At 72.8% G+C, this 19,907-nt stretch carries 15 protein-coding genes; 8 read left to right on the forward strand and 7 right to left on the reverse strand.

Going from position 1 to position 19,907, the window contains the following annotated elements; all coding sequences use genetic code 11:
* Positions 1 to 252: 252 nt before the first annotated feature.
* The gene (locus AB0O82_RS24030; RefSeq protein WP_363585995.1) at positions 253 to 1,878 is read left to right on the forward strand and encodes an FAD-dependent monooxygenase; all 1,626 of its coding nucleotides are present in this window, start codon (positions 253 to 255) and stop codon (positions 1,876 to 1,878) included.
* A gap of 103 nt (positions 1,879 to 1,981) precedes the next feature.
* Here the strand turns inward: AB0O82_RS24030 and AB0O82_RS24035 are convergent, their stop codons facing one another.
* The 3 genes from AB0O82_RS24035 to AB0O82_RS24045 all read right to left on the reverse strand — a co-directional run bounded on the left by AB0O82_RS24035 (position 1,982) and on the right by AB0O82_RS24045 (position 3,671).
* Positions 1,982 to 2,905, reverse strand: coding sequence for a serine/threonine dehydratase (locus AB0O82_RS24035; RefSeq protein WP_363585996.1), 924 nt, complete (start codon positions 2,903 to 2,905; stop codon positions 1,982 to 1,984).
* Between the two features lie 137 nt (positions 2,906 to 3,042).
* Positions 3,043 to 3,369 carry a hypothetical protein gene (locus AB0O82_RS24040; protein WP_363585997.1) on the reverse strand — a complete coding sequence of 109 codons (327 nt, stop codon included), beginning with the start codon at positions 3,367 to 3,369 and terminating at the stop codon, positions 3,043 to 3,045.
* Positions 3,366 to 3,671, reverse strand: coding sequence for an SAV_915 family protein (locus tag AB0O82_RS24045; protein WP_363585998.1), 306 nt, complete (start codon positions 3,669 to 3,671; stop codon positions 3,366 to 3,368). Before AB0O82_RS24045 ends, AB0O82_RS24040 begins: the two co-directional genes overlap by 4 nt.
* A 236-nt stretch (positions 3,672 to 3,907) precedes the next feature.
* On the opposite strand from AB0O82_RS24045, the gene AB0O82_RS24050 reads away from it, so the two are divergent.
* The 4 genes from AB0O82_RS24050 (at position 3,908) to AB0O82_RS24065 (ending at position 8,706) form a co-directional block, all read left to right on the forward strand.
* Positions 3,908 to 4,336, forward strand: a complete 429-nt coding sequence (locus AB0O82_RS24050) for a helix-turn-helix domain-containing protein (protein WP_363585999.1) — start codon at positions 3,908 to 3,910, stop codon at positions 4,334 to 4,336.
* Between the two features lie 94 nt (positions 4,337 to 4,430).
* The gene (locus AB0O82_RS24055; protein ID WP_363586000.1) at positions 4,431 to 4,787 is read left to right on the forward strand and encodes a DUF4180 domain-containing protein; all 357 of its coding nucleotides are present in this window, start codon (positions 4,431 to 4,433) and stop codon (positions 4,785 to 4,787) included.
* A 165-nt stretch (positions 4,788 to 4,952) separates the two neighbouring features.
* Entirely contained in the window at positions 4,953 to 7,175 is a 2,223-nt protein-coding gene (locus AB0O82_RS24060; protein ID WP_363586001.1) for an NADP-dependent isocitrate dehydrogenase, read from the forward strand.
* 244 nt (positions 7,176 to 7,419) lie between these two features.
* Entirely contained in the window at positions 7,420 to 8,706 is a 1,287-nt protein-coding gene (locus AB0O82_RS24065; protein ID WP_363586002.1) for an RICIN domain-containing protein, read from the forward strand.
* A 29-nt stretch (positions 8,707 to 8,735) separates the two neighbouring features.
* On the opposite strand, the gene AB0O82_RS24070 is transcribed toward AB0O82_RS24065, so the two are convergent.
* Together AB0O82_RS24070 and AB0O82_RS24075 are read right to left on the reverse strand one after the other, a co-directional pair.
* Entirely contained in the window at positions 8,736 to 9,368 is a 633-nt protein-coding gene (locus AB0O82_RS24070) for a YdcF family protein (RefSeq protein WP_363586003.1), read from the reverse strand.
* 67 nt (positions 9,369 to 9,435) lie between these two features.
* Positions 9,436 to 10,449, reverse strand: a complete 1,014-nt coding sequence (locus AB0O82_RS24075) for a cytochrome c oxidase assembly protein (RefSeq protein ID WP_363586004.1) — start codon at positions 10,447 to 10,449, stop codon at positions 9,436 to 9,438.
* 248 nt (positions 10,450 to 10,697) lie between these two features.
* On the opposite strand from AB0O82_RS24075, the gene AB0O82_RS24080 reads away from it, so the two are divergent.
* A complete protein-coding gene (locus AB0O82_RS24080) occupies positions 10,698 to 11,672 on the forward strand; it encodes an NAD(P)-dependent oxidoreductase (RefSeq protein WP_363586005.1) in 975 nt (324 codons plus the stop codon).
* A gap of 83 nt (positions 11,673 to 11,755) precedes the next feature.
* On the opposite strand, the gene AB0O82_RS24085 is transcribed toward AB0O82_RS24080, so the two are convergent.
* On the reverse strand, positions 11,756 to 13,867 hold the full coding sequence (locus tag AB0O82_RS24085) for a phosphocholine-specific phospholipase C (RefSeq protein ID WP_363586006.1): 2,112 nt from the start codon (positions 13,865 to 13,867) through the stop codon (positions 11,756 to 11,758).
* A 200-nt stretch (positions 13,868 to 14,067) separates the two neighbouring features.
* Between AB0O82_RS24085 and AB0O82_RS24090 the strand changes: the two genes are divergently transcribed.
* Entirely contained in the window at positions 14,068 to 16,248 is a 2,181-nt protein-coding gene (locus tag AB0O82_RS24090; protein ID WP_363586007.1) for a hypothetical protein, read from the forward strand.
* A gap of 302 nt (positions 16,249 to 16,550) precedes the next feature.
* Positions 16,551 to 18,569 carry a transglycosylase domain-containing protein gene (locus AB0O82_RS24095; RefSeq protein ID WP_363586008.1) on the forward strand — a complete coding sequence of 673 codons (2,019 nt, stop codon included), beginning with the start codon at positions 16,551 to 16,553 and terminating at the stop codon, positions 18,567 to 18,569.
* Positions 18,570 to 18,622: 53 nt separating this feature from the next.
* Here the strand turns inward: AB0O82_RS24095 and AB0O82_RS24100 are convergent, their stop codons facing one another.
* Positions 18,623 to 19,879 carry a hypothetical protein gene (locus tag AB0O82_RS24100; RefSeq protein ID WP_363586009.1) on the reverse strand — a complete coding sequence of 419 codons (1,257 nt, stop codon included), beginning with the start codon at positions 19,877 to 19,879 and terminating at the stop codon, positions 18,623 to 18,625.
* Positions 19,880 to 19,907: the final 28 nt, after the last annotated feature.

Here is a 19,907-nt window from a genome sequence, read left to right on the forward strand (position 1 = left end):
CCGGGGGGTGCTCCCGGCTTGGGAGGGCGGTGCGACGGCGATCGGCCCGGTCGGTCGGCGCCAGGCCTGAAGTCGATCGTGAGCGGCGTACCGGGGTGCCGCGATATTTGCGGGCCATCCGGGGGAAGAGGCGGCACAAGCACCCTCGGGCGGGGGATGGAAGAGCGGGGCCCCCGGCCGTGCGGCCCCCTCGACGGCGGCCCCGATCCTAGGCGCCGGTCCGCTGAATCCCCTGACAGGGTGGAGCAATTGATGAATCCGAAGGTTGACGACCGGGTGCCGGTCCTGATCGTGGGAGGGTCGCTGGTCGGGCTGTCGGCCTCGCTCTTCCTCGGCCGACTGGGTGTCAGGCACCTGCTGGTCGAGAAGCACGCCGACACCTCGCATCACCCGCGTGGCCGAGGCAACAACGTCCGCACGATGGAGCTGTACCGGGTGGCCGGGATCGAGCCGGCGATCCGCGAGGCGGCGTCGGTCCTCGCCCCGAACCACGGCATCCTCCAGGCGCCCTCGCTGACCGGCACCGAGCAGGAGTGGCTGTTCCGGGAGATCGACCCCGGCGGGCGGCTCGCCCGGTTCAGCCCCAGCTCGTGGTGCCTGTGCAGCCAGAACGACCTGGAGCCGGTGCTGCTGCGCGCCACCCGCGACCTCGGCGGCGACGTCCGCTTCAACACCGAGCTGGTCTCCTTCGAGCAGGACGCCGAGGGCGTCACCTCGGTGCTGCGCAGCCGGGAGACCGGCGAGGAGCGCCGGGTGCGCTCGGACTACCTGATCGCCGCGGACGGCCCGCGCAGCCCGGCCCGCGAGCGCCTGGGCATCGGCCAGAGCGGCCAGGGCGAGCTGTTCCACAACGTCAGCATCACCTTCCGCGCCAAGCGGCTGGCCGACGTGGTCGGGGACCGGCACTTCATCGCCTGCTACCTGACCAACCCGGAGGCGGACGGCGCGCTGCTGCCGGTGGACAACCAGGAGGAGTGGGTCTTCCACGCGCCCTGGCACCCCGAGCACGGTGAGCCGCTGGAGGCGTTCACCGACGAGCGCTGCGAGCGGCACATCCGCACCGCCGTCGGCCTGCCGGAGCTCGACGTCGAGGTGACCGGCCGGGCGCCCTGGCACGCCGCCGAGCGGGTGGCCGAGCGGTACGGCGCCGGGCGGGTCTTCCTCGCCGGGGACTCCGCGCACGAGATGTCGCCGACCGGCGCGTTCGGCTCGAACACCGGCATCCAGGACGCGCACAACCTGGCCTGGAAGCTCGCCGCGGTGCTCTGCGGGTGGGCCGGGCCGGAGCTGCTGGAGACGTACGGGCAGGAGCGCCGCCCGGTCGCGCAGGTGACCAGCGAGCGCGCCTCGGTCCGCTCGGCCGAGCACAGCCACCCCGGGTACGCGGTGGTGCCGGGTGCCGGGCGGCAGACCGGGGTGCTCGGGGTGGCGCTCGGCTACCGCTACCCGGTGGGCGCGGTGATCGGGACGGACCCGGCGGGCGCGGTCGTCCCCGAGAAGTTCGAGTCGGCCGGGGAGCCGGGCAGCCGGGCCCCGCACCAGTGGCTGCTGCGGGCGGGCGTGCGCCTGTCCACGCTGGACCTGTACGAGCAGGCGATGGTGCTGCTCACCGGCCCCGAGGGCGCGGCCTGGCAGGCCGGGGCGCGGCGGGCGGCCGACCGGCTGGCCGTCCCGTTGGACGCCTACCGGATCGGCGGCGGCGCCGAGGACGACCTGGCGCCGGAGCCGGGCGCGGACTTCGCGGAGCTGCACGGGATCGGCCCGGCCGGCGCCGTGCTGGTCCGGCCGGACGGCTTCGTCGCCTGGCGCTCGACGGGCGCGGCGGACGACCCGGAGGCGGAGGTCGCCGGGGCCCTGCGGGCGGTGCTGAGCCTGTAGCACCCGGCCGACAACGGGACCTGCCCGCCGGTTTCCCAACCGGCGGGCAGGTCTTCGTGCTTGACGACGGATCCGGCCAAAGCCGCTGTCCGGGGGCCGTCGGTCAGGGGGTGGCGAGGTCGGACGGGTCGGTGTTGGCGCCGCACAGGAGGACGGCGACCCGCTCGCCCTCCGCGTGGTCGAGGGCCGCCAGGGCGGTGGAGGCCGCGTACTCGACGGCGATGCGGCGGTCCTCCCAGAGCCGGCGGCGGGCACGCACGATGGCCTCGTCGTCGACCAGGACGGACCGGACGCCCTCGTGGCGGGCGGCGTGGACGGCGAGGGCGGTGGCGCGGCGGGCGCCGAGGGCGTCCTGGGCCACGGAGGACACCGGGACGTCGACGGGGTGGCCGGCGGCGAGGGCGGCGTGCAGGGCCCGGCTGCCCTCCGGCTCCACCGCGACCACCCGGACGCCGTGCTCGCGGGCCGCGACGGCCACCCCGGCGAACAGCCCGCCGCCGCCGACCGACACCACCACCGTGTCCAGCCCGGGGACCCGGGCGCGGATCTCCTCCAGCACGGTGCCCGCGCCGGCGGCGATCAGCGGGTGGTCGTAGGCGTGCGAGGCCAGCGCCCCGCTGCCCGCCGCGAACTCCTCGCAGGCCGCCAGCGCCTCCGCGTACTCCCGGCCGACCAGCCGCACGTCGGCGCCGTACGAGCGCAGCCGCGCCAGCTTCACCGGGGAGGCCGTCTCGGGCAGGAACACCGTGGCGCGCACGCCGAGCTCGCGCGCGGCCCAGGCGCAGGCCAGCCCGGCGTTGCCGCCCGAGGCGATGGTGACCCCGGCCTCCGGCAGGGTGCCCGCCTCGGCGTGCGCGAGCAGGAAGTTCTGCGCACCGCGCGCCTTGAAGCTGCCGGTGTGCTGAAGGAACTCCAGCGCCAGCCAGGTCCGCCCGCGGTCGTCCCCGGGGGCGACCGCGACCGGCCGCACCCTCCCGGCGATCCGCTCGCCGGCGGCCTTGACCTCGTCGTACGTCAATCGGTCCATCGTGCCTGCTCCTCAAGCCGGGTGCGTCGCCTCTGGGCTTGACGGTACGTCGCGGGCGCGGGACGAGGAAATGATCACGGTCGGACGGCACCGGGGCGGGGCCCTGGCGCCGTCCGACCGGGGAGCGAGGAGGAGGCCTAGGGGACCGGGCGGAGGGTGACGGGTCTGGGGGTGAGGGCGCGCAGCACCAGGTCGATCCTGACCTTGGCGGCCCCGGCGCGCTGGAGGGCGGTGGCGACCGCCCGCAGTTCCTCGGGGCCGGTGCAGGCGAGGCGGAGCTCCAGGTCGGCGTCGCCGGCGAGGGAGAGTCCGCCCTGGACGGCCGGGTGCTCGGCCGCCAGCCGGTCGAAGTCGAGCGGGACCGGCCCGTAGCTGACCCGGGCGAGCGCGTGCAGCGCCCGGGCCGGCTCAGGTGGTTCCGGTTCGGGGTCCGGGTCCTCGGGGACCAGCTGGAGGGCGGTCACCGGTGCTGGAGCTGTGCGGTCGGGACGGGGGCGAGCGGGGCGGCGGGTGCGGTGACGGGCGGGGCGACCAGGCGCGGGTCGAGGACGAGGGTGTCGATGCCGAGCGGGGCGGTGAGCGCGCGAAGGGCGGGTTCACCGAGTTCGGTGAAGGCCTGGTCCGGCCCGAAGAGGGCGGCGAGCGACTCGGGGCTGGAGAAGCCGACGGCGCAGCGGCGGCCGTCGCGCAGGCGGAAGAGGCGGAGGGCGGTGGTGGTGCCGGTACCGGAGACGGTGACCGGAACGTGCCAGACGACGCGGGCCATGCGAGTGCTCCCGGGTGGGGTGGTGGTGCCTGCCGGAACTGCTGCTTCGACGCTAGGCCGGGTTCCGCCGGGCGTCGCCGGTCCTGACGCGGCGTTGACCGAATGGGTGGGTGCGTTGACGCACCCCTGACGGTCGGTTCACCCGAGTGGACTAAACCACTCCCTATCATTACGTAAACATCCCTATCGGATGGTATGTTTCCTGCGGATGAGGGCGTTCGAGAGGATGGTCGCAGGTGGCGCAGTACTACTCGGTGGAACAGGTGGCCGAACTGCTCGGCCTGCACGTGCGCACCGTCCGCGGTTACATCCGCGACGGCCGGCTCGTCGCGGCCAGGATCGGCAAGCAGTACCGGATCGCCCGTGCGGACCTGGAGGCCTTCACCGGCGCCCCGGCCGCCCCGCCCGCGCCCGGCGCCGGCGCGCGGCGGGCCGAGGTGTCCGCCGTCGTCCGGATCGAGAACGTCGACCGGGCCGCCGCCGACCGGCTGTCCACCGCCGTTATGGCCGCGATCGCCGGCCCGCGCGAGGGCGGCCGGCCGCTGCACGTCGAGACCATCCACGACGAGGAGCGGGAGACCCTGCGGCTCGTCGTCCTCGGCGATCCGGCCGACACCGCCGCGCTGCTCGGCATCGTCCACACGATGACCTCGTCCATGCACTGACGCCGACCGCGTCGGATGGCGTCGGTCACACCGAATCCGCATCGGGATCCGCATCGGGTCCATATCGGATCCACATCGACCAGGGAGAACGGCAATGTCCGAGCAGTACGGCACGACGGTCCTGCGGCTGCCCGCCGAGGGCGCGCCGATCCGCGAGGAGCAGGACGCCATGGACGTGATCGGCGACGCGTTCGGCCGCGGTGCCTCCTGGGTGGTCGTCCCCGTCGCCCGGCTGCACCCGGACTTCTTCACGCTGCGCACCCGGGTCGCCGGCGGCATCGTGCAGAAGTTCGTCAACTACCGCGTCGGCCTCGTGGTCCTCGGCGACATCGCCGACCACGTCGCGGCGAGCGACCCGCTGCGCGACTTCGTCCGGGAGAGCAACCGCGGCCGGCAGCTCTGGTTCCTCGCCGACGAGACGGAGCTGGCGGCCCGGTTCACCGAGGTCTGAGCGTTCTCCGCTTGCCCCGCACCCGCCCCGGGACCACGGTGGAGCTGACCGTCGGCGCGCCCCCGGGGCGCCCGGCGCGCGCTCCGGGGCGGGGGGAGGTGGAGCTAGGGGGCCGTGACGAGATATCTTGACGTCAAGACGTTGGAGACGTGAAGCGGAGTACCGATGACTGACTCGACCATCATCTATACGCACACCGACGAGGCTCCGGCCCTGGCGACCTACTCGTTCCTGCCGGTTGTCCAGGCATACGCCTCGACGGCGGGTGTGCGCGTGGAGACCCGCGACATCTCCCTGGCCGGGCGGATCATCGCGAGCTTCCCGGAGCGTCTCGCCGAGGGCCAGCGGATCGAGGACGCCCTCGCCGAGCTGGGCGACCTCGCCAAGACCCCGGGCGCCAACATCATCAAGCTGCCGAACATCTCGGCGTCCATCCCGCAGCTGAAGGCCGCCGTCGCCGAGCTGCAGGCGCAGGGCTACGCGCTCCCGGACTACCCGGACGACCCGCAGACCGACGAGGACAAGGACGTCCGCGCCCGTTACGACAAGGTCAAGGGCAGCGCCGTCAACCCCGTCCTGCGCGAGGGCAACTCGGACCGCCGCGCCCCGGGCTCGGTGAAGAACTACGCCAAGACCCACCCGCACCGCATGGGCGCCTGGTCGGCCGACTCCGAGACCAACGTCGCCACCATGGGCCAGAACGACTTCCGCTCCACCGAGAAGTCCGCCGTGATCGCCGCCGACGGCGCGCTGCGCATCGAGCTGGTCGCCGAGGACGGCAGCGCCACCGTGCTGCGCGAGCGCGTCCCGGTGCTGGCCGGCGAGGTCGTCGACGCCTCGGTGATGCGCGTCGCCGCCCTGCGCGAGTTCCTGACCGCCCAGGTCGAGCGCGCCAAGGCCGAGGGCGTGCTGTTCTCGGTCCACCTCAAGGCCACCATGATGAAGGTCTCCGACCCGATCATCTTCGGCCACGTGGTCCGCGCCTTCTTCCCGAAGACCTTCGCCAAGTACGGCGAGGTGCTGGTCGCCGCCGGTCTGGACCCGAACAACGGCCTCGGCGGCATCCTCAACGGCCTGGACGGCGTGCCGCACCTGGGCGCGGAGATCAAGGCCTCGTTCGAGGCCGAGCTCGCCGAGGGCCCGGCCCTGGCGATGGTCGACTCGGACAAGGGCATCACCAACCTGCACGTCCCGAGCGACGTCATCGTCGACGCCTCGATGCCGGCCATGATCCGCACCTCCGGCCACATGTGGGGCCCGGACGGCCAGGAGGCCGACACCCTCGCCGTGCTGCCCGACAGCAGCTACTCCGGCGTGTACCAGGCCGTCATCGACGACTGCCGCGCCCACGGCGCCCTGGACCCGGCCACCATCGGCTCCGTGCCGAACGTCGGTCTGATGGCCCAGAAGGCCGAGGAGTACGGCAGCCACGACAAGACCTTCGAGATCGCCGCGGCCGGCACCGTCCGCCTCGTCGACGCCGAGGGCAACGTGGTGCTGGAGCAGGCCGTCCAGCCGGGCGACATCTTCCGCGCCTGCCAGACCAAGGACCTGCCGATCCAGGACTGGGTCAAGCTGGCCGTCACCCGCGCCCGCGCCACCGGCGACCCGGCGGTGTTCTGGCTGGACGAGAACCGCGCCCACGACGCCGTCCTGATCGAGAAGGTCAAGAAGTACCTGCCGGAGCACGACACCACCGGCCTGCAGATCGAGATCAAGTCCCCGGTCGAGGCCACCACGTTCTCGCTGGAGCGCATCCGCCGCGGCGAGAACACCATCTCGGTGACCGGCAACGTGCTGCGCGACTACCTGACCGACCTGTTCCCGATCCTGGAGCTGGGCACCAGCGCCAAGATGCTGTCGGTCGTCCCGCTGATGGCGGGCGGCGGCCTGTTCGAGACCGGCGCCGGCGGCTCCGCCCCGAAGCACGTCCAGCAGCTGGTCAAGGAGAACTACCTGCGCTGGGACAGCCTCGGCGAGTTCTTCGCCCTGGCCGCCAGCTTCGAGCACCTGGCCACCAGCACCGGCAACGCCCGCGCCCAGGTGCTGGCCGACACCCTGGACCGCGCCACCGGCACCTTCCTCAACGAGGACAAGTCGCCGAGCCGCCGCCTCGGCGGCATCGACAACCGCGGCAGCCACTTCTACCTGGCCCTGTACTGGGCCCAGGAGCTGGCCCAGCAGACCGCCGACGCCGAGCTGGCCCAGGCGTTCGAGGGCCTGGCCAAGGCGCTCGGCGAGCAGGAGACGACCATCGTCGACGAGCTGATCGCCGTGCAGGGCTCGCCGGTCGACCTCGGCGGCTACTACCAGCCGGACCCGGCCAAGGCCGCGGCGGTGATGCGCCCGTCCAAGACCTTCAACGAGGCGCTCGCCAACCTCGCCTGATCCCAGGGGAGTCGAAGCACCGGGAGGCTCCCGGGTCCGGTACCGGACCCGGGAGCCTCCGGGCTTTCCGGGCGGCCTCCGCGGCCGCTGCGGGGCCAGCGCGGAGGAAGATCATCAACGGTTCGTCAGGGTGCCGTCAAGATCGCGGGTGGTGCCGGTGAGCGGCCCTAGCATCCGGAGGACCGCTCTCCGCTGCGGATCCGCAGACGGACGCCACCTCGCCGAATGATCGGGGCACTTCAGCATGCGCGCTTCCTCCCGCCGGACGACCAGGGCCACCCAACGGGCCGTCGCCGGCACCCTGTTGGCGGCCCTGGCCTCGACCGGCCTGATGGCCGTGCCGCAGCAGGCCTCGGCGGCGACCGACTGCCCGGGCATCGAGCCGGGCGTCGGCGGGCCCGCCAACATCGGCAACGGCAACTGCTACAGCGCGCTGATCAGCTCCATCGGCGCCATGATCGGGGGCTTCCGCAGCGCGGCCCTCACCGCGCAGGCCGACAACGCGGCGTTCACCCAGGGGATGGCCGGCCAACTGAGCGCCGCCGCACCGGGGTTCAACGTGATGGTGTTCAAGTACGACGGCACCGACCTGTACGACACCCTCTGGTTCCGCAACGTCTACGAGGCGGACATGCGCGGGGTGCTGATCGACCAGACCGTCAAGCTGGAGCACCACGACAGCGAGGGCGGCCCGACCGGCTACGACGACTTCCGGATCTGGGTCTTCGCGGGCGAGTCGACCTTCACCAACAAGGGCGACGGCGGCTACGGGAACTGGGCCTTCGTCGGCAGCGACTCGGACCGGACCGTGACCACCTCCCGGTCCTGCGTGCTGATCCGGTGCTACGACAGCAAGCGGATCATCCACTTCCCGGCCCGCGAGATCCCGGCCGACATCGCGGGGACCCCCGGCACCCCGGGCGTCCCCGTCACCCCCGGCATCCCCGGCACGGTGCCGGGCGTCGGCACGGGTGGTACCGCCACCCCGGGTGTCCCGGCCAAGCCCGGTACGGTGCCTGGCGTCGGCACCGGTGGTACCGCCACCCCGGGTGTCCCGGCCAATCCCGGTACGGTGCCGGGCGTCAGCACCGGCGGCACCGCCACTCCCGGCGTGCCCGCGCACCAGGGCGGCGGTGGCGGCGGTGACGCCGTGACCGGGCTGCTGTACCCCAAGGTGAAGACCGGCCGGGGCCCGGTGGCCACCGGGGCTGCCTCCGGCCCCTCGATCCTCGCCGGCACCAGCGGCCCCAAGAACACCGGCTGGCAGTTCACCGCACTGGGCAACGGCCGCTACAAGATCACCAGCGCCGTGTCCGGCCTCGTGCTGACCGAGAACACCAAGGGCTACGTCGCCGACGCCAAGCCGTGGACCGGCGCCGACGAGCAGAAGTGGCAGCTCGTCGCGCAGGGCGACGGCCAGTACCAGATCCGGATCACCGACCAGGACTGCCTGACCTACGACGAGGACGCCAAGGCCCTGGGCGTCTGGACCTGCAACAGCGGCTGGAACCAGCAGTGGAGGCTCCAGTAGCAGCCGCCGGGCCCGGGGCATAGGTCCGCCTAGCCGAGGAGGACCCCGGTGCCCGCGAGGAGCAGGAGGGCGGCGGCGTTGGCGCGCGGGTAGGCGAGTGCCGTGCCGACCGCCTCCCGCAGCAGTGCGTACGGGCCGTGGGCGAGCAGTCCGTCCGCGGCGACCACCCGGCCGGGGGCGCCGGCCCGGCGGGCGGCGAGCGCGGTGCGGGCGGTGTGGAAGCCGCTGGTGACGACCGTGCACCGGTAGCCGGGCCGTTCGGCGGCCATCAGCGCCGCGCTGAAACGCAGGTTCTCGACGGTGTTCACGGCCCGTTCCTCGCGCCGGATCCGGTCGGCCGGGGCGCCCCGGGCGGTCAGGTAGCGGGCCATCGCGGCGGCCTCGGTGCACTCCTCGTGCGGGCCCTTCCCGCCGGTGACCAGGAGCAGCGGCGTGTGCCCGGCGGCCTCCTCGGCGGCGAAACGTTCCAGCGCGGCGTCCAGCCGGGCCGCCAGCGGCGGGGCGGGCTCGCAGCCGTCCAGGGCGGCGCCGAGGACGACCAGGTAGTCCGCCCCGACGGGGGCGGGGCGGCGCCCCTGTCGCAGCGCGCAGCCGAGGAAGCCGAGCAGCCAGAGCAGGACGTACCCGCCGAGCAGGACGGCGACGATCAGCAGAGCGTGCATACCGTCCGAACGTATACGGCGGAACCCCCGTTCCACAGGGGGTTCCGTGGTACAGGCGGCAGTGGGCTCAGCCGGCGTCGGCCGCCGGGGTGACGGGGGTGACAGCGGCGGCGGGGGCGGCCGGGGCCGCCGGGCGCGGGCCGCGCTTGTGCAGTGAGGCCAGATAGGCGTTGTACGCCTCCAGCTCGGCGTCGCCGCTGCGCTCCTCGGCGCGGTCGGAGCGGCGGGCCTGCCGCTGTTCGGAACGCATCCACTGGTACACCAGCGCGATCAGCACGATCGCGGTCGGGATCTCGCCGAACGCCCAGGTGATGCCGCCGGCCAGCTTCTGGTCCTCCAGGAGGTTGGTGCCCGGTGGCGCGCCCTCCACGGTGAAGGTGGTGACCAGCGGGTGGCTGGCCATCATCACGGCCACGCCGAAGAAGGCGTGGAACGGCATGCCCATGAACAGCTCGATGATCCGCATCACATGGCCGGGGCGGTGCGGGCCCGGGTCCACGCCCATGATCGGCCAGAAGAAGGCCAGACCGGTGAGGAGGAAGTGCACCATCATGAAGATGTGCCCGGCGCGGTACTGCATCAGGAAGTCGAACAACGGGGTGAAGTAGACCCCGTACAGGCTCGCGATGAACATCGGGATGGTGAAGGCCGGGTGCGAGATCACCCGGACGTACCGGCTGTGCAGCAGCGCCACCAGCAGCTCGCGCGGCCCGCGCGGGCGGCCCTTGCCGGTCGGCCGCAGCGCGCGCAGCGCCAGCGTGATCGGGGCGCCCAGCAGCAGCAGGATCGGCGTCAGCATGGACAGCACCATGTGCTGGATCATGTGCGCGCTGAACAGCACCATGCCGTAGTCGTTCAGCCCGGTGCAGGTGACCAGGATCAAGCTGCCGACACCGGCCGCCCAGCCGACCATCCGGCCGATCGGCCAGCGGTCGCCGCGCCGGTGGAGCCGGACCACGCCCGCCGCGTACAGCGCCAGGGCGGCCAGGCCTCCCAGCAGGAACACCCAGTCGGGGGACCAGGTCCAGACGTTGGACAAGGTGAACGGGCCTAGCTGGGTCATCCCGCCGTGGTGGTGCATGCCTGACATTCCGTCGCCCATCGGGGGGCCCTGCTTTCCGTCCTCGTGGCCCCTGGAGGGGGTCCGGTTCGCCCGTTTTGCTTGGCCTACAGCCTAGGTGGGCCTTACCTCGGGCCGTGCCCCGCCCCCTCCGTACGGGTGGCCGCCGGGCGGGTGGCGGCTGGATAGACTGACCGGCCGGTCGACGGCGACACGCCGGGACGGCGACACGGGACACGCCGGGACGGCGGGACGGCGAGGGGTGCGGCATGGCGGCGGGACGGCGGCACCCGGAGCGCACCACGGTCGCGCTGACCGGGGCGACCGGCTTCATAGGCTCCGCGGTGCTGGCCGCCCTGACCGCCCGCGGCGCACGGGTGCGCGCGCTGGCCCGCGAAGTGCCGGCCGGGCGCGGCCCGGCCGCCTGGGTGCCGGGAGACCTCGCCGACGGGGCGGCGCTGGCCGCGCTCTGCGAGGGTGCCGACGTCCTGCTCCACCTGGCCTCCCGGGTCTCCGGCGGCGCCGAGGAGTGCGCGGCGGTGAACGTGCGCGGCACCGAGGCGGTGACGGCCGCCGCTACCGGGGCCGGGGTACGCCGGATCGTCCACCTGTCGACGACCGCGGTGTACGGCGAGGGGCCGCACTCCGGCATCGGGGTCGACGAGGTGCCGGCCGCCCCGGTCTCCGAGGCCAGCCGGACCAGGCTGCTCGGCGAACGCGTCGCGCTGGCGGCCGGTGCCGTCGTGCTGCGGCCCGGCCTGGTGACCGGGACGGGCGACCGCTGGGTGGTGCCCGCGCTGGCCGAACTGGTCCGCCGGGTGCCGGTGCCCTGGGCGGGCGGGAACGCCAGGCTCTCCGTGGTGGACCGCGCCGACCTGGCCCGGCTGATCACCGCGCTCGCCCTGGACGACCACGCCGTCCCGCCCGGCGTCCAGCACGCGAGCCACCCCGACCCGGTCCGGTCCGGCGACCTGCTCGCCGCCCTGGCCGGCCTCGGCCTGTTGCCCGCGCTGCCCGGCGCGGACGGCCCGGACGCCTCGTGGGACGAATGCCGGCGTCTGCTCGCCGCCACGCCGGGCCGCGTCTCCGAGCGGCAGTTCTCCCTGATCGCCCGCGACCACTGGTACCGGGGGGACGACGTCTGGCGCCTCGCCGCCTGCCCGCCCGGCCCCGGCCCCCTCGCCCGGCTGCCCGCCGCCGCCCCCTGGTACCGCCAGGCGCTGGGGCTCGCCGCACCGGCGTAGGACGAAACGCCGGTGCGGCGGGCCGGTTCAGGCGTTGCGCCGTCGGTCGGGCGCCGTGCCGACGGTCAGGGCCGCGCCGTCGGTCAGCGGGGGCCGGGGTCGCTGGTGCCGGGGCGGCCGTTCTCCAGGTGGCCGGCCCAGCGGCGGCGGAAGGTCGGGCCGTCGGTGGCGGCGACCGTGATGTCGTACCAGCGGCTGTCGGGGCGTATGTCGAAGGTGAACTGGGCCGAGGCGCCGCGCCGGAGGCTGCGGCTCTGCTGCGAGCCCTTGGCGTAGGCGTTGGCGACGGTCACCGTCCGGGTGACCGGCCCGTTGTTGGTGACCTTGACGCGCACCTTGGACTTCTGCGGGTCGAACAGCGCGACCAGCTCGGTCCGGGCACTGCCCTCGAACTCGTACACCGACCCGTTCGGGCCGTGGGCGGCGAGGTGGTAGTCGCCGGAGGCGGAGTGCGGCCAGAAGTCGCCGAGGGTGTCGCCGCCCGAGATGGTGTAGCGGCGGGGAGCGGCCTTCGGCGCGGTCCGGTCGTAGACGTAGAGCCAGGTGCCCGCTTCGCCCCGGTTCTCCAGATCCAGCTGGAACCGCCCGGGGGTGTCCGTCTCCTCCTCGTTGACCACCAGGTCGTACGGGAGGGCGCGGGCCGGCCGGACGCCGGGCTCCTGGGTGGGCATCCGCTGGGGCAGCGGCACCTGGTACGGCTTGCCCTGCGAGGCGATCGGCGCGGGCACCGGGATCGAGACCGGCCGCGGGTCGGTGCCGGAGAAGTCGAGCGCCGAGGTGAGGTCGCCGCAGACCGACCGGCGCCAGGCGCTGATGTTGGGCTCCTCGATGCCGAACCGGGCCTCCAGGAACCGCAGGACGGAGGTGTGGTCGAAGGTCTCCGAGCAGACCCAGCCGCCGCGCGACCACGGGGAGATGACCAGCATCGGCACGCGCGGGCCGAGGCCGATCGGCTGGAGGCCGCCCGGGTCGGCGCCGGGGACCAGCGGGCTCATCTCGCCCGGGTGCTTGCCGAGGTCGAGCAGTTCGTCGCGCAGACTCGCCCTCAGGTCGGCGGAGACGATGCCCTGGCCGCCCGGGCCGCTGACGACCGGCGGCATCGGCGGGACGACGTGGTCGAACAGGCCGTCGTTCTCGTCGTAGTTGATGAGGAAGACCGTCCTGCCCCAGACCTCGGGGTTGGAGGTGAGCGCGTCCAGCACGAGGTTGATGTAGTACGCGCCGTCGGTGGGCGTCGCGGACGGGTGCTCGCTGTACTTGTACGGCGGGACGATCCAGGAGACCTGCGGCAGCCGGCCCTGCTGGACGTCGGCGCGGAACTCCTTCAGCGTGTGGTCGGTGGCGCCCTTGTCCACCAGGGGGCCCGACGCGCCCTCGGCGACCTGGTACCGCTCGAAGAACATCAGCGAGTTGTCGGTGTAGTTGTCCGTGGGGGTGCCCGGCTCGCCGGAGCCGCCCTGGTACAGCTTCCAGCTGACGCCGGCCTTCTCCAGGCGCTCGGGGTAGGTGGTCCAGGTGTAGCCGTTGGTGTTGTTGCGCTCCTCCAGGCCGGGGCCGTTGGGCTTGCGGCCGTACACGTTGCGCGGGTCGCTGGTGCCGGTCCACAGGTAGATGCGGTTGGGCGCGGTGTCGGCGTGGACGGAGCAGAAGTACGAGTCGCAGAGGGTGAAGGCGTCGGCCAGGGCGAAGTGGTACGCCAGGTCCTGGCGCTTGAGGTGGCCCATCGTCATGACGTCCTGCTTCTGGTTCACCCACTGGTCGTGGCGCCCCTCGTTCCAGGCGAGGTGGCCGCTGCTCCAGCCGTGGTCGGTGCCGGCCTGGTACTCGGTGGTGTTCCTGGGGTCGATGTACCAGGGCAGAACCTCCTGCTCGGAGGCGGGCAGACCGCGGTCGTGGTAGCGGTCGGTCCTCACGGCGGCGGCGGGCTGGTGCCAGTTCGGCCGGCCGTCGGGCAGCAGCGTGGGGCGCGGGTCGTCGAACCCGCGCACGCCGCGCAGGGTGCCGAAGTAGTGGTCGAAGGAACGGTTCTCCTGCATCAGGACGACGACGTGTTCGACGTCCTCGATCGAGCGGGTCCGGCCGATCGCGGGCAGTGCCAGGGCCTTGCTGACCGCGGGCGGGAACGCGCCGAGGCCTGCGGCGGCTGCGGACGCGCCGCTCAGCTGGAGGAATCGGCGCCGGTCGATGGAGGCCACGTGGTGTCCTTCCTTCTCGGGGTAAGGGGGGTGCCAAGAAGGTTCGAACATAGGTGCCGCAGCCGGGCCGTACGAGGTCCTCCAGCGAACGCCGCATGAGTTTTCAGCCAATTCCTGTCTAGCCAACTTCCCGGGACCTACCGGTGGCGGGCCCGGAAACCCGCATGCGTCGCCCCGCGCCGTTCTGCGAGCATGACCGCATGGTCCACCGTCTCGAACCCATCGTCGTCCGGCACACCCACCACCTCCCCGCCTCCTCCTGGCCGGGCGGTCCGGCGGGGCAAGGCGCCGTCGCGGCGCGGCAGTTCGACGCCGCACTGATGTCCGTGGGTTTCAAGCTCTCGGCGGGCCTGCTGGAGCACCTGTCGGGGCTGCCCGGGGCGACGGTCGTCGACACCGCCGCCCGCACCCTGGGCACCGTCCGGGAGCTGGTGGGCGACCACGTCGGGCACAACGCCTACTTCATCGACTTCCCGCTCAACGTGCCGGACACCTTCGAGTTCTGGACGCACTGCATCGCCGGGGCGCTCGCCGACGACGCGTCACGGGACGGCGTGCTCGCCCAACTGCGCACCGGCGTGGTCGACCTGCTGACCCTCCCGGCCTACGGCAGGTACCAGCACAGCTACGCCGAACTGCTCGCCGCCCACGACGAGCTGATCGCCGCCGCGGGCGACCGCATGACGGTCCTGCACCTGGGCGGCGCCCTGGACGAGGAGGTGACGGCCCTCTACCTGGCCCTGGCCGGCAGCACCACCCCGCTGGGCGAGGAGGGCCTGCGCGACCTCGGCGTGCTCGCCGGGCACTGCGTCGCCGGTCCGCAGCCCGAGGCGATCCCGGTCCGGGAGAACCGCGCCGTCGTCAACCTCGCCCGCCTCCGGGCCGGTGCCGACCTCCTCCTGGACACCGTCACCGACGTGCTCCGGCTGGCCTGCGCACTGTCCGACGGCGACGTGACCCTGGCGGAACCGACCCGGTTCCGGGCGCTGCCACGGCCGGCCCGCCGCGCCCTGCTGGCCGGCCTCGACGCGGTCGTCGCCGCCAGCCCCGCCAAGCTCGCCGACGTCACCGCGCACCGCGAGGCGTTCAAGCGCCTCGGTGAGCGCCTCCACCCGCACGAGTACCCGCGCTGGCCGCACGCCGCCGAGGTGTTCGCCGTCGCCCGCGGCGAGTTGGCGGCCCGCTCCCTCACCAGCCGCGTCGAGGAACTCCTCGGCGCCGACGACGTCACCGGCGCGGTACGGCTGCTGGCCGCCGCCCCGGGCATGCTGTTCCGGTCCCTGGACCGGCTGCTGCGCACGGGCCGCACCCCGGAGGAGCGCGACACCGTCGTGGCCGCCGTCGAGCAGGCCGCCCCGCAGGTCTCCGGTCGGGTCCTGCTGTCGGTCCGCGAACACCTCCACAACCGCACCGGGGAAGCGGACGGGCGCCGCCTCTTCGTCAACCGCCTCGGCCGCGCCTGGGTCACCGGCGACACCCGCCCGCCCCTGACGGCACCCGAACGCGACCGCCTGCTCGCCGCCCTGGACGCCGAGACGAGCCGCCGCCTCCCCGACCCCGGGCACCTGCTGATCGACCCCGACGTGCTCGACGTCGCACTCCCGCTCAGCGGCAGGGCCACCGCCGCCGGACTCGGCGTGCTGCCCCGCGGCTCCCTCACCCCGGTCGACGGCGAACTGCTGCGCTTCTTCGTCTACTGGAAGCAGACCAGCCACAGCACCGACTTCGACCTGTCCGCCCTGCTGCTCGACGACTCCTACGAGACGCTCGGCTGGCTCTCCTACACCTCGCTCACCCAGCTCGAGGGCGAGCACTCGGGCGACGTCACCGACGCCACCGACGGCGGCTCCGAGTTCATCAACCTGCGCCTGGGCGCCGTACGCGGCAGCTCCATCGTCCCGCAGGTCAACATCTTCTCCGGCGAGGGCTTCGAGGAGGTCGAGGAGTCCTTCTTCGGCTTCATGCTGCGCGATGCCGAACAGCAGGGCCGCCCCTTCGAACCGCGCACCGTCCGCATGAAGTCGGACCTGCGCGGCCCGGGCCGGGTCGCCCTGCCACTGGCCTTCCTGCGCGGGGACGACGGCCGCTGGCACGCCAAGTGGCTGCACCTGTACCTGAAGGGCAACCCGAACTCCAACCGGGTCGAGGGGAACCGGGTGTCGGTCGCCACGCTGCTGCGCGGCATCGTCGAGCGCGACCACCTGACGGTCCGCCACCTGACCGGGCTGATGGACGAGCGCGCCACCGCCACCACGCTGTGGGACGGCGCGGCGCTCCCGGCCGGCCCGGTCACGTACATCGGCCTGGAGCGCCTGGACGGCCTGCACCCGGACTCCGTCGTCATCACCCCGGAAAACCTGCGCGACCTGATCCCCGCCTGACTGCTACCGTTGGCCCCGGCGAGGCCATGAACGGGCTTCCTTCTCACTCCACCTGACATAGCCCGTTCGCTTTCCTCGCCCTCGACCACCCGCCGGGGTGCCACAAGGCACCCCGGCGTCGTCGTTTCCCGTGGTCCACCTCCTCGGCCGGCGCTGTGAAACCCCAGGCCGGGCGGGTCTGCGCCGCCCCGCCGGTCCGCGCGGTATGACCGTGATCACATCAATTCCGTTGTGCCGTGGTCCGACCCTCATCGCGTCTGAGTTCGGGGGTCTGTGCCCACGAGCGAATCGGAGACCGGACTGTGCGTGCTCACCAAGGTGGCGGGGCCGAGAAGGAGAAGCCCGGAGGGGAGGAGCCCGAAGGGCGGCGGTGGATCGACTACCCGCGCAGAGGGCGGCGCGGAGTCCGCCGCTGGCTCCCGTCCTGGCGGCAGCTGCTCCTGGTGGCGGGGGCCGGGGCGGCGGTGCTGACGGGGTGGCTGACCTGGTTCTACGTCACCACCCAGGTCCCGGAGGACCTGAACGCCTTCGCCACCCAGCAGAACAACGTGTACTTCTGGGCGGACGGCACCGAGATGGCGCGGATCGGTGAGACCAACCGGCAGGAGGTGCCGCTCGACCGGGTGCCGGAGTCGGTGCAGTGGGCCGTCCTGGCCGCCGAGAACGAGACCTTCTACTCGGACCCGGGGATCTCCTTCACGGGCATCGGCCGCGCGGTCTACCAGATGGCCACGGGCGGTGAGACCCAGGGCGGCTCGACCATCACCCAGCAGTACGTCAAGAACAGCTACCTGAACCAGCGTCAGGACGTCTCGCGCAAGCTCAGTGAGATCGTCATCGCGATCAAACTGGACCGGCGGATGAGCAAACCGGACATCCTGGCCGGCTATCTGAACACCAGTTGGTTCGGGCGCGGCAGCTACGGCATCGAACGGGCCGCGGCGGCGTACTACGGCAAGGACGTCTCGCAGCTCAACCCGAGCGAAGGGGCCTTCCTCGCCGCCCTGTTGAAGGGGGCCGGGCAGTTCGATCCGGGGATCAGTGCGAACAACCACCGGCGGGCCGAGGACCGGTGGTCCTGGATCCTGGACCGGATGGTGAAGGTCGGCAAGCTCTCCGCCGCCGAGCGCGCCAGGTACACGGTGTTCCCCGAGCCCAGGACCCAGCCGAAGGCGGCGGGGCTGAGCGGCCAGGTCGGGTACCTGGTGGACATGGCCAGGACCTACGTGGAGGGCCACAGCGACATCACGCAGGCCCAGTTCGACCTCGGCGGCCACCAGATCTTCACCACCTTCGAGAAGCCGAAGGTCACCGCGCTGGCCGCCGCGGTGCGGGACGCCACCAAGGGGATCGACCCCGACAGCCGCGAGGCCGACCGGTTACTGAAGGTCGGCGCCGCCTCGGTGGCCCCGGACGGGAGGATCGTCGCGCTCTACGGCGGAACCGACTACCTGAAACAGGGCTTCGACAACGCCAACACCTCCACGGTGCCGGTCGGTTCGGCCTTCACCCCGCTGGTCTACGCCTCGGGCCTGAGCGAGGGCGTCCAGCGCCAGCGGGGCGGTAGCCGCACCCCGGTGACGCCCACCACCACCTACGACGGCGACGACGGCGTGAACGTGATGACCCCGGAGGGGCCGTACTGGGGGCGCAACGGGCGGATAGCGAAGACCGCCAACGACGGCAAGCGGAGCTGGGGGACGGTCACCCTGAGGAGCGCGGTGGAGCAGTCCGTCAACGGGCCGATGATGCAGCTCGCCATGGACGTCGGCCTGGACCGGGTGCAGAAGACCGCCGCCGACCTGGGCCTGCTCCCGGGCAGCATGGGGGAGTTGGTGCCGGCCTTCGGTGTCGGGAACTCCACGCCGAGCGCGATCAGGACCGCCGACGCCTACGCCGCCTTCGCCGCGGGAGGCAGCCACACGGACCCGTACTCCGTCCTGAGGATCACCCGGAACGGCGAGCCGCTCGCGCTGCGCCTGCCGACCGCCGTACAGGCGCTGACCCCGCAGGTCGCGGGGGAGGTGGACGCGGCACTGAAGAGCGCGGTCCGCACCGGGAGCGCCAAGGCGGCGGCGGAGGCCGGGCCGGACCTGGCGGGGAAGCCGGGGACGACCCCGGACCGTACGGCGGGGTGGTTCGTCGGCTACGACGCGCGGATGTCCACGGCCGTCACGGTCTTCCGGGCGGACCTGAAGGACATGAAGCTGCTCTCGCTGGAGGGGCTGGGCGGCGCCGCCCCGGACACCCCGGACTCCGCGCTGCCCACCCAGATCTGGACCTCGTACATGAAGGCGGCCGGTGGTCCGGGAGGCCGGTAGGGCCGGGCGGCCGCGGGGCGCGGTGTCACGGCCCCGCGGCCGCCCGGGCCGGGTCACTTGACCAGACGGGACCAGTCGGCCGGCTGCCCGGGGTCCAGCGCGCGCAACTGGTCGAGGACCTTGGGGTCCTGGGCGTCCAGCCAGTCGGCGACCTGGCGGAAGGACACGCAGCGGACGCCCTCCCGGGTGCAGACGCTCTTCATCACGTCCTCGATGGCCTGCATGTAGATGCCGCCGTTCCAGCTCTCGAAGTGGTTCCCGATGAAGAGCGGCGCCCGGCTGCCGTTGTAGACCCGTTCGAAGCCGTTGAGGTAGCCGTTCCGGGTCTCCTTCTCCCACGCGTCGTACTTCTTCGGATCACCCTTGGTGGTGTCCCCGGACTGGTTGGCGAGGAAGTTGAAGTCCATCGAGAGGACCTGGGTCGATTTGCCCGGGTAGGGCAGCAGTTGGAGCGGGAAGTTCCAGATGCCGTCCTTCTTGCCGGGCCAGACCTGGAACTCGCCCGGTGAACTGGCGTCGTACCGGAAGCCGGCCGCCTTCTCGGCCGCGAGCAGGTTCTTCTGGCCCTCCAGGCAGGGGGCGCGGCCGCCGACCGCCTCCTTGGTGTAGTCGAAGGGCAGCGGCGGGAGGTTCTTGAAGCCGGTGTTGGTCTTCCAGTTGGTGACGAAGGAGAGCGCCTGGTCGAGCTCGCTCTTCCACTCCTCGGTGCTCCAGTCGCCGCCGCCCTTGGAGCCGCAGAAGTGCCCGTTGAAGTGGGTGCCGATCTCGTTCCCGTCCTGCCAGGCCAGGCGCAGTTGTTCCAGGGTGTCCTTGATGTGGGCGTCGGTGGCGAAGTCGATGGCGGCGGCGCCGGCGTCGTGCTGCGGCGGGTGGTAGAGCGTGCGTTTGGACTTGGGCAGGGTGTAGATGCCGCTCAGGAAGAACGTCATCTGGGCGTTGTTCTCCGTACCCAGCTTGCGGAAGCGCGAGAACTGTTCGTCGTCGCCCTCCAGTGCCCCGTCCCAGGAGAACACCACGAACTGCGGCGGCTTCTCGCCGGGCTTCAGCTTCTCGGGCCGCGGTTGTTTGGGCTGCGGGCCGGTGTCGGAGGTGGAGCCGTCGCCGAGCACCTTGACCTGGCCGTCCCAGGTCGGCGTGGCGCTGGGGGTCGGGGTGGCACCGGGGCTGCTGGGGCTGTCGGAGGGTGTGCCGCTCGGGTCGGGTGTGCTCTCCGGAGCGGCGTCGGCGGCGGCCGGTCTGCCCTTCGAGTCGGGGCCTCCCGTGCCCAGGCCGAGGGCCACGACGACCCCCGTTGCCAGCAGGACAGCCACGCCACGAGCAGGCCGCACCGTTCCTCCG

Origin of the sequence: Kitasatospora sp. NPDC088264, from assembly GCF_040685715.1 — a bacterium.
In the GTDB taxonomy this organism is placed as follows: Bacteria; Actinomycetota; Actinomycetes; order Streptomycetales; family Streptomycetaceae; genus Kitasatospora.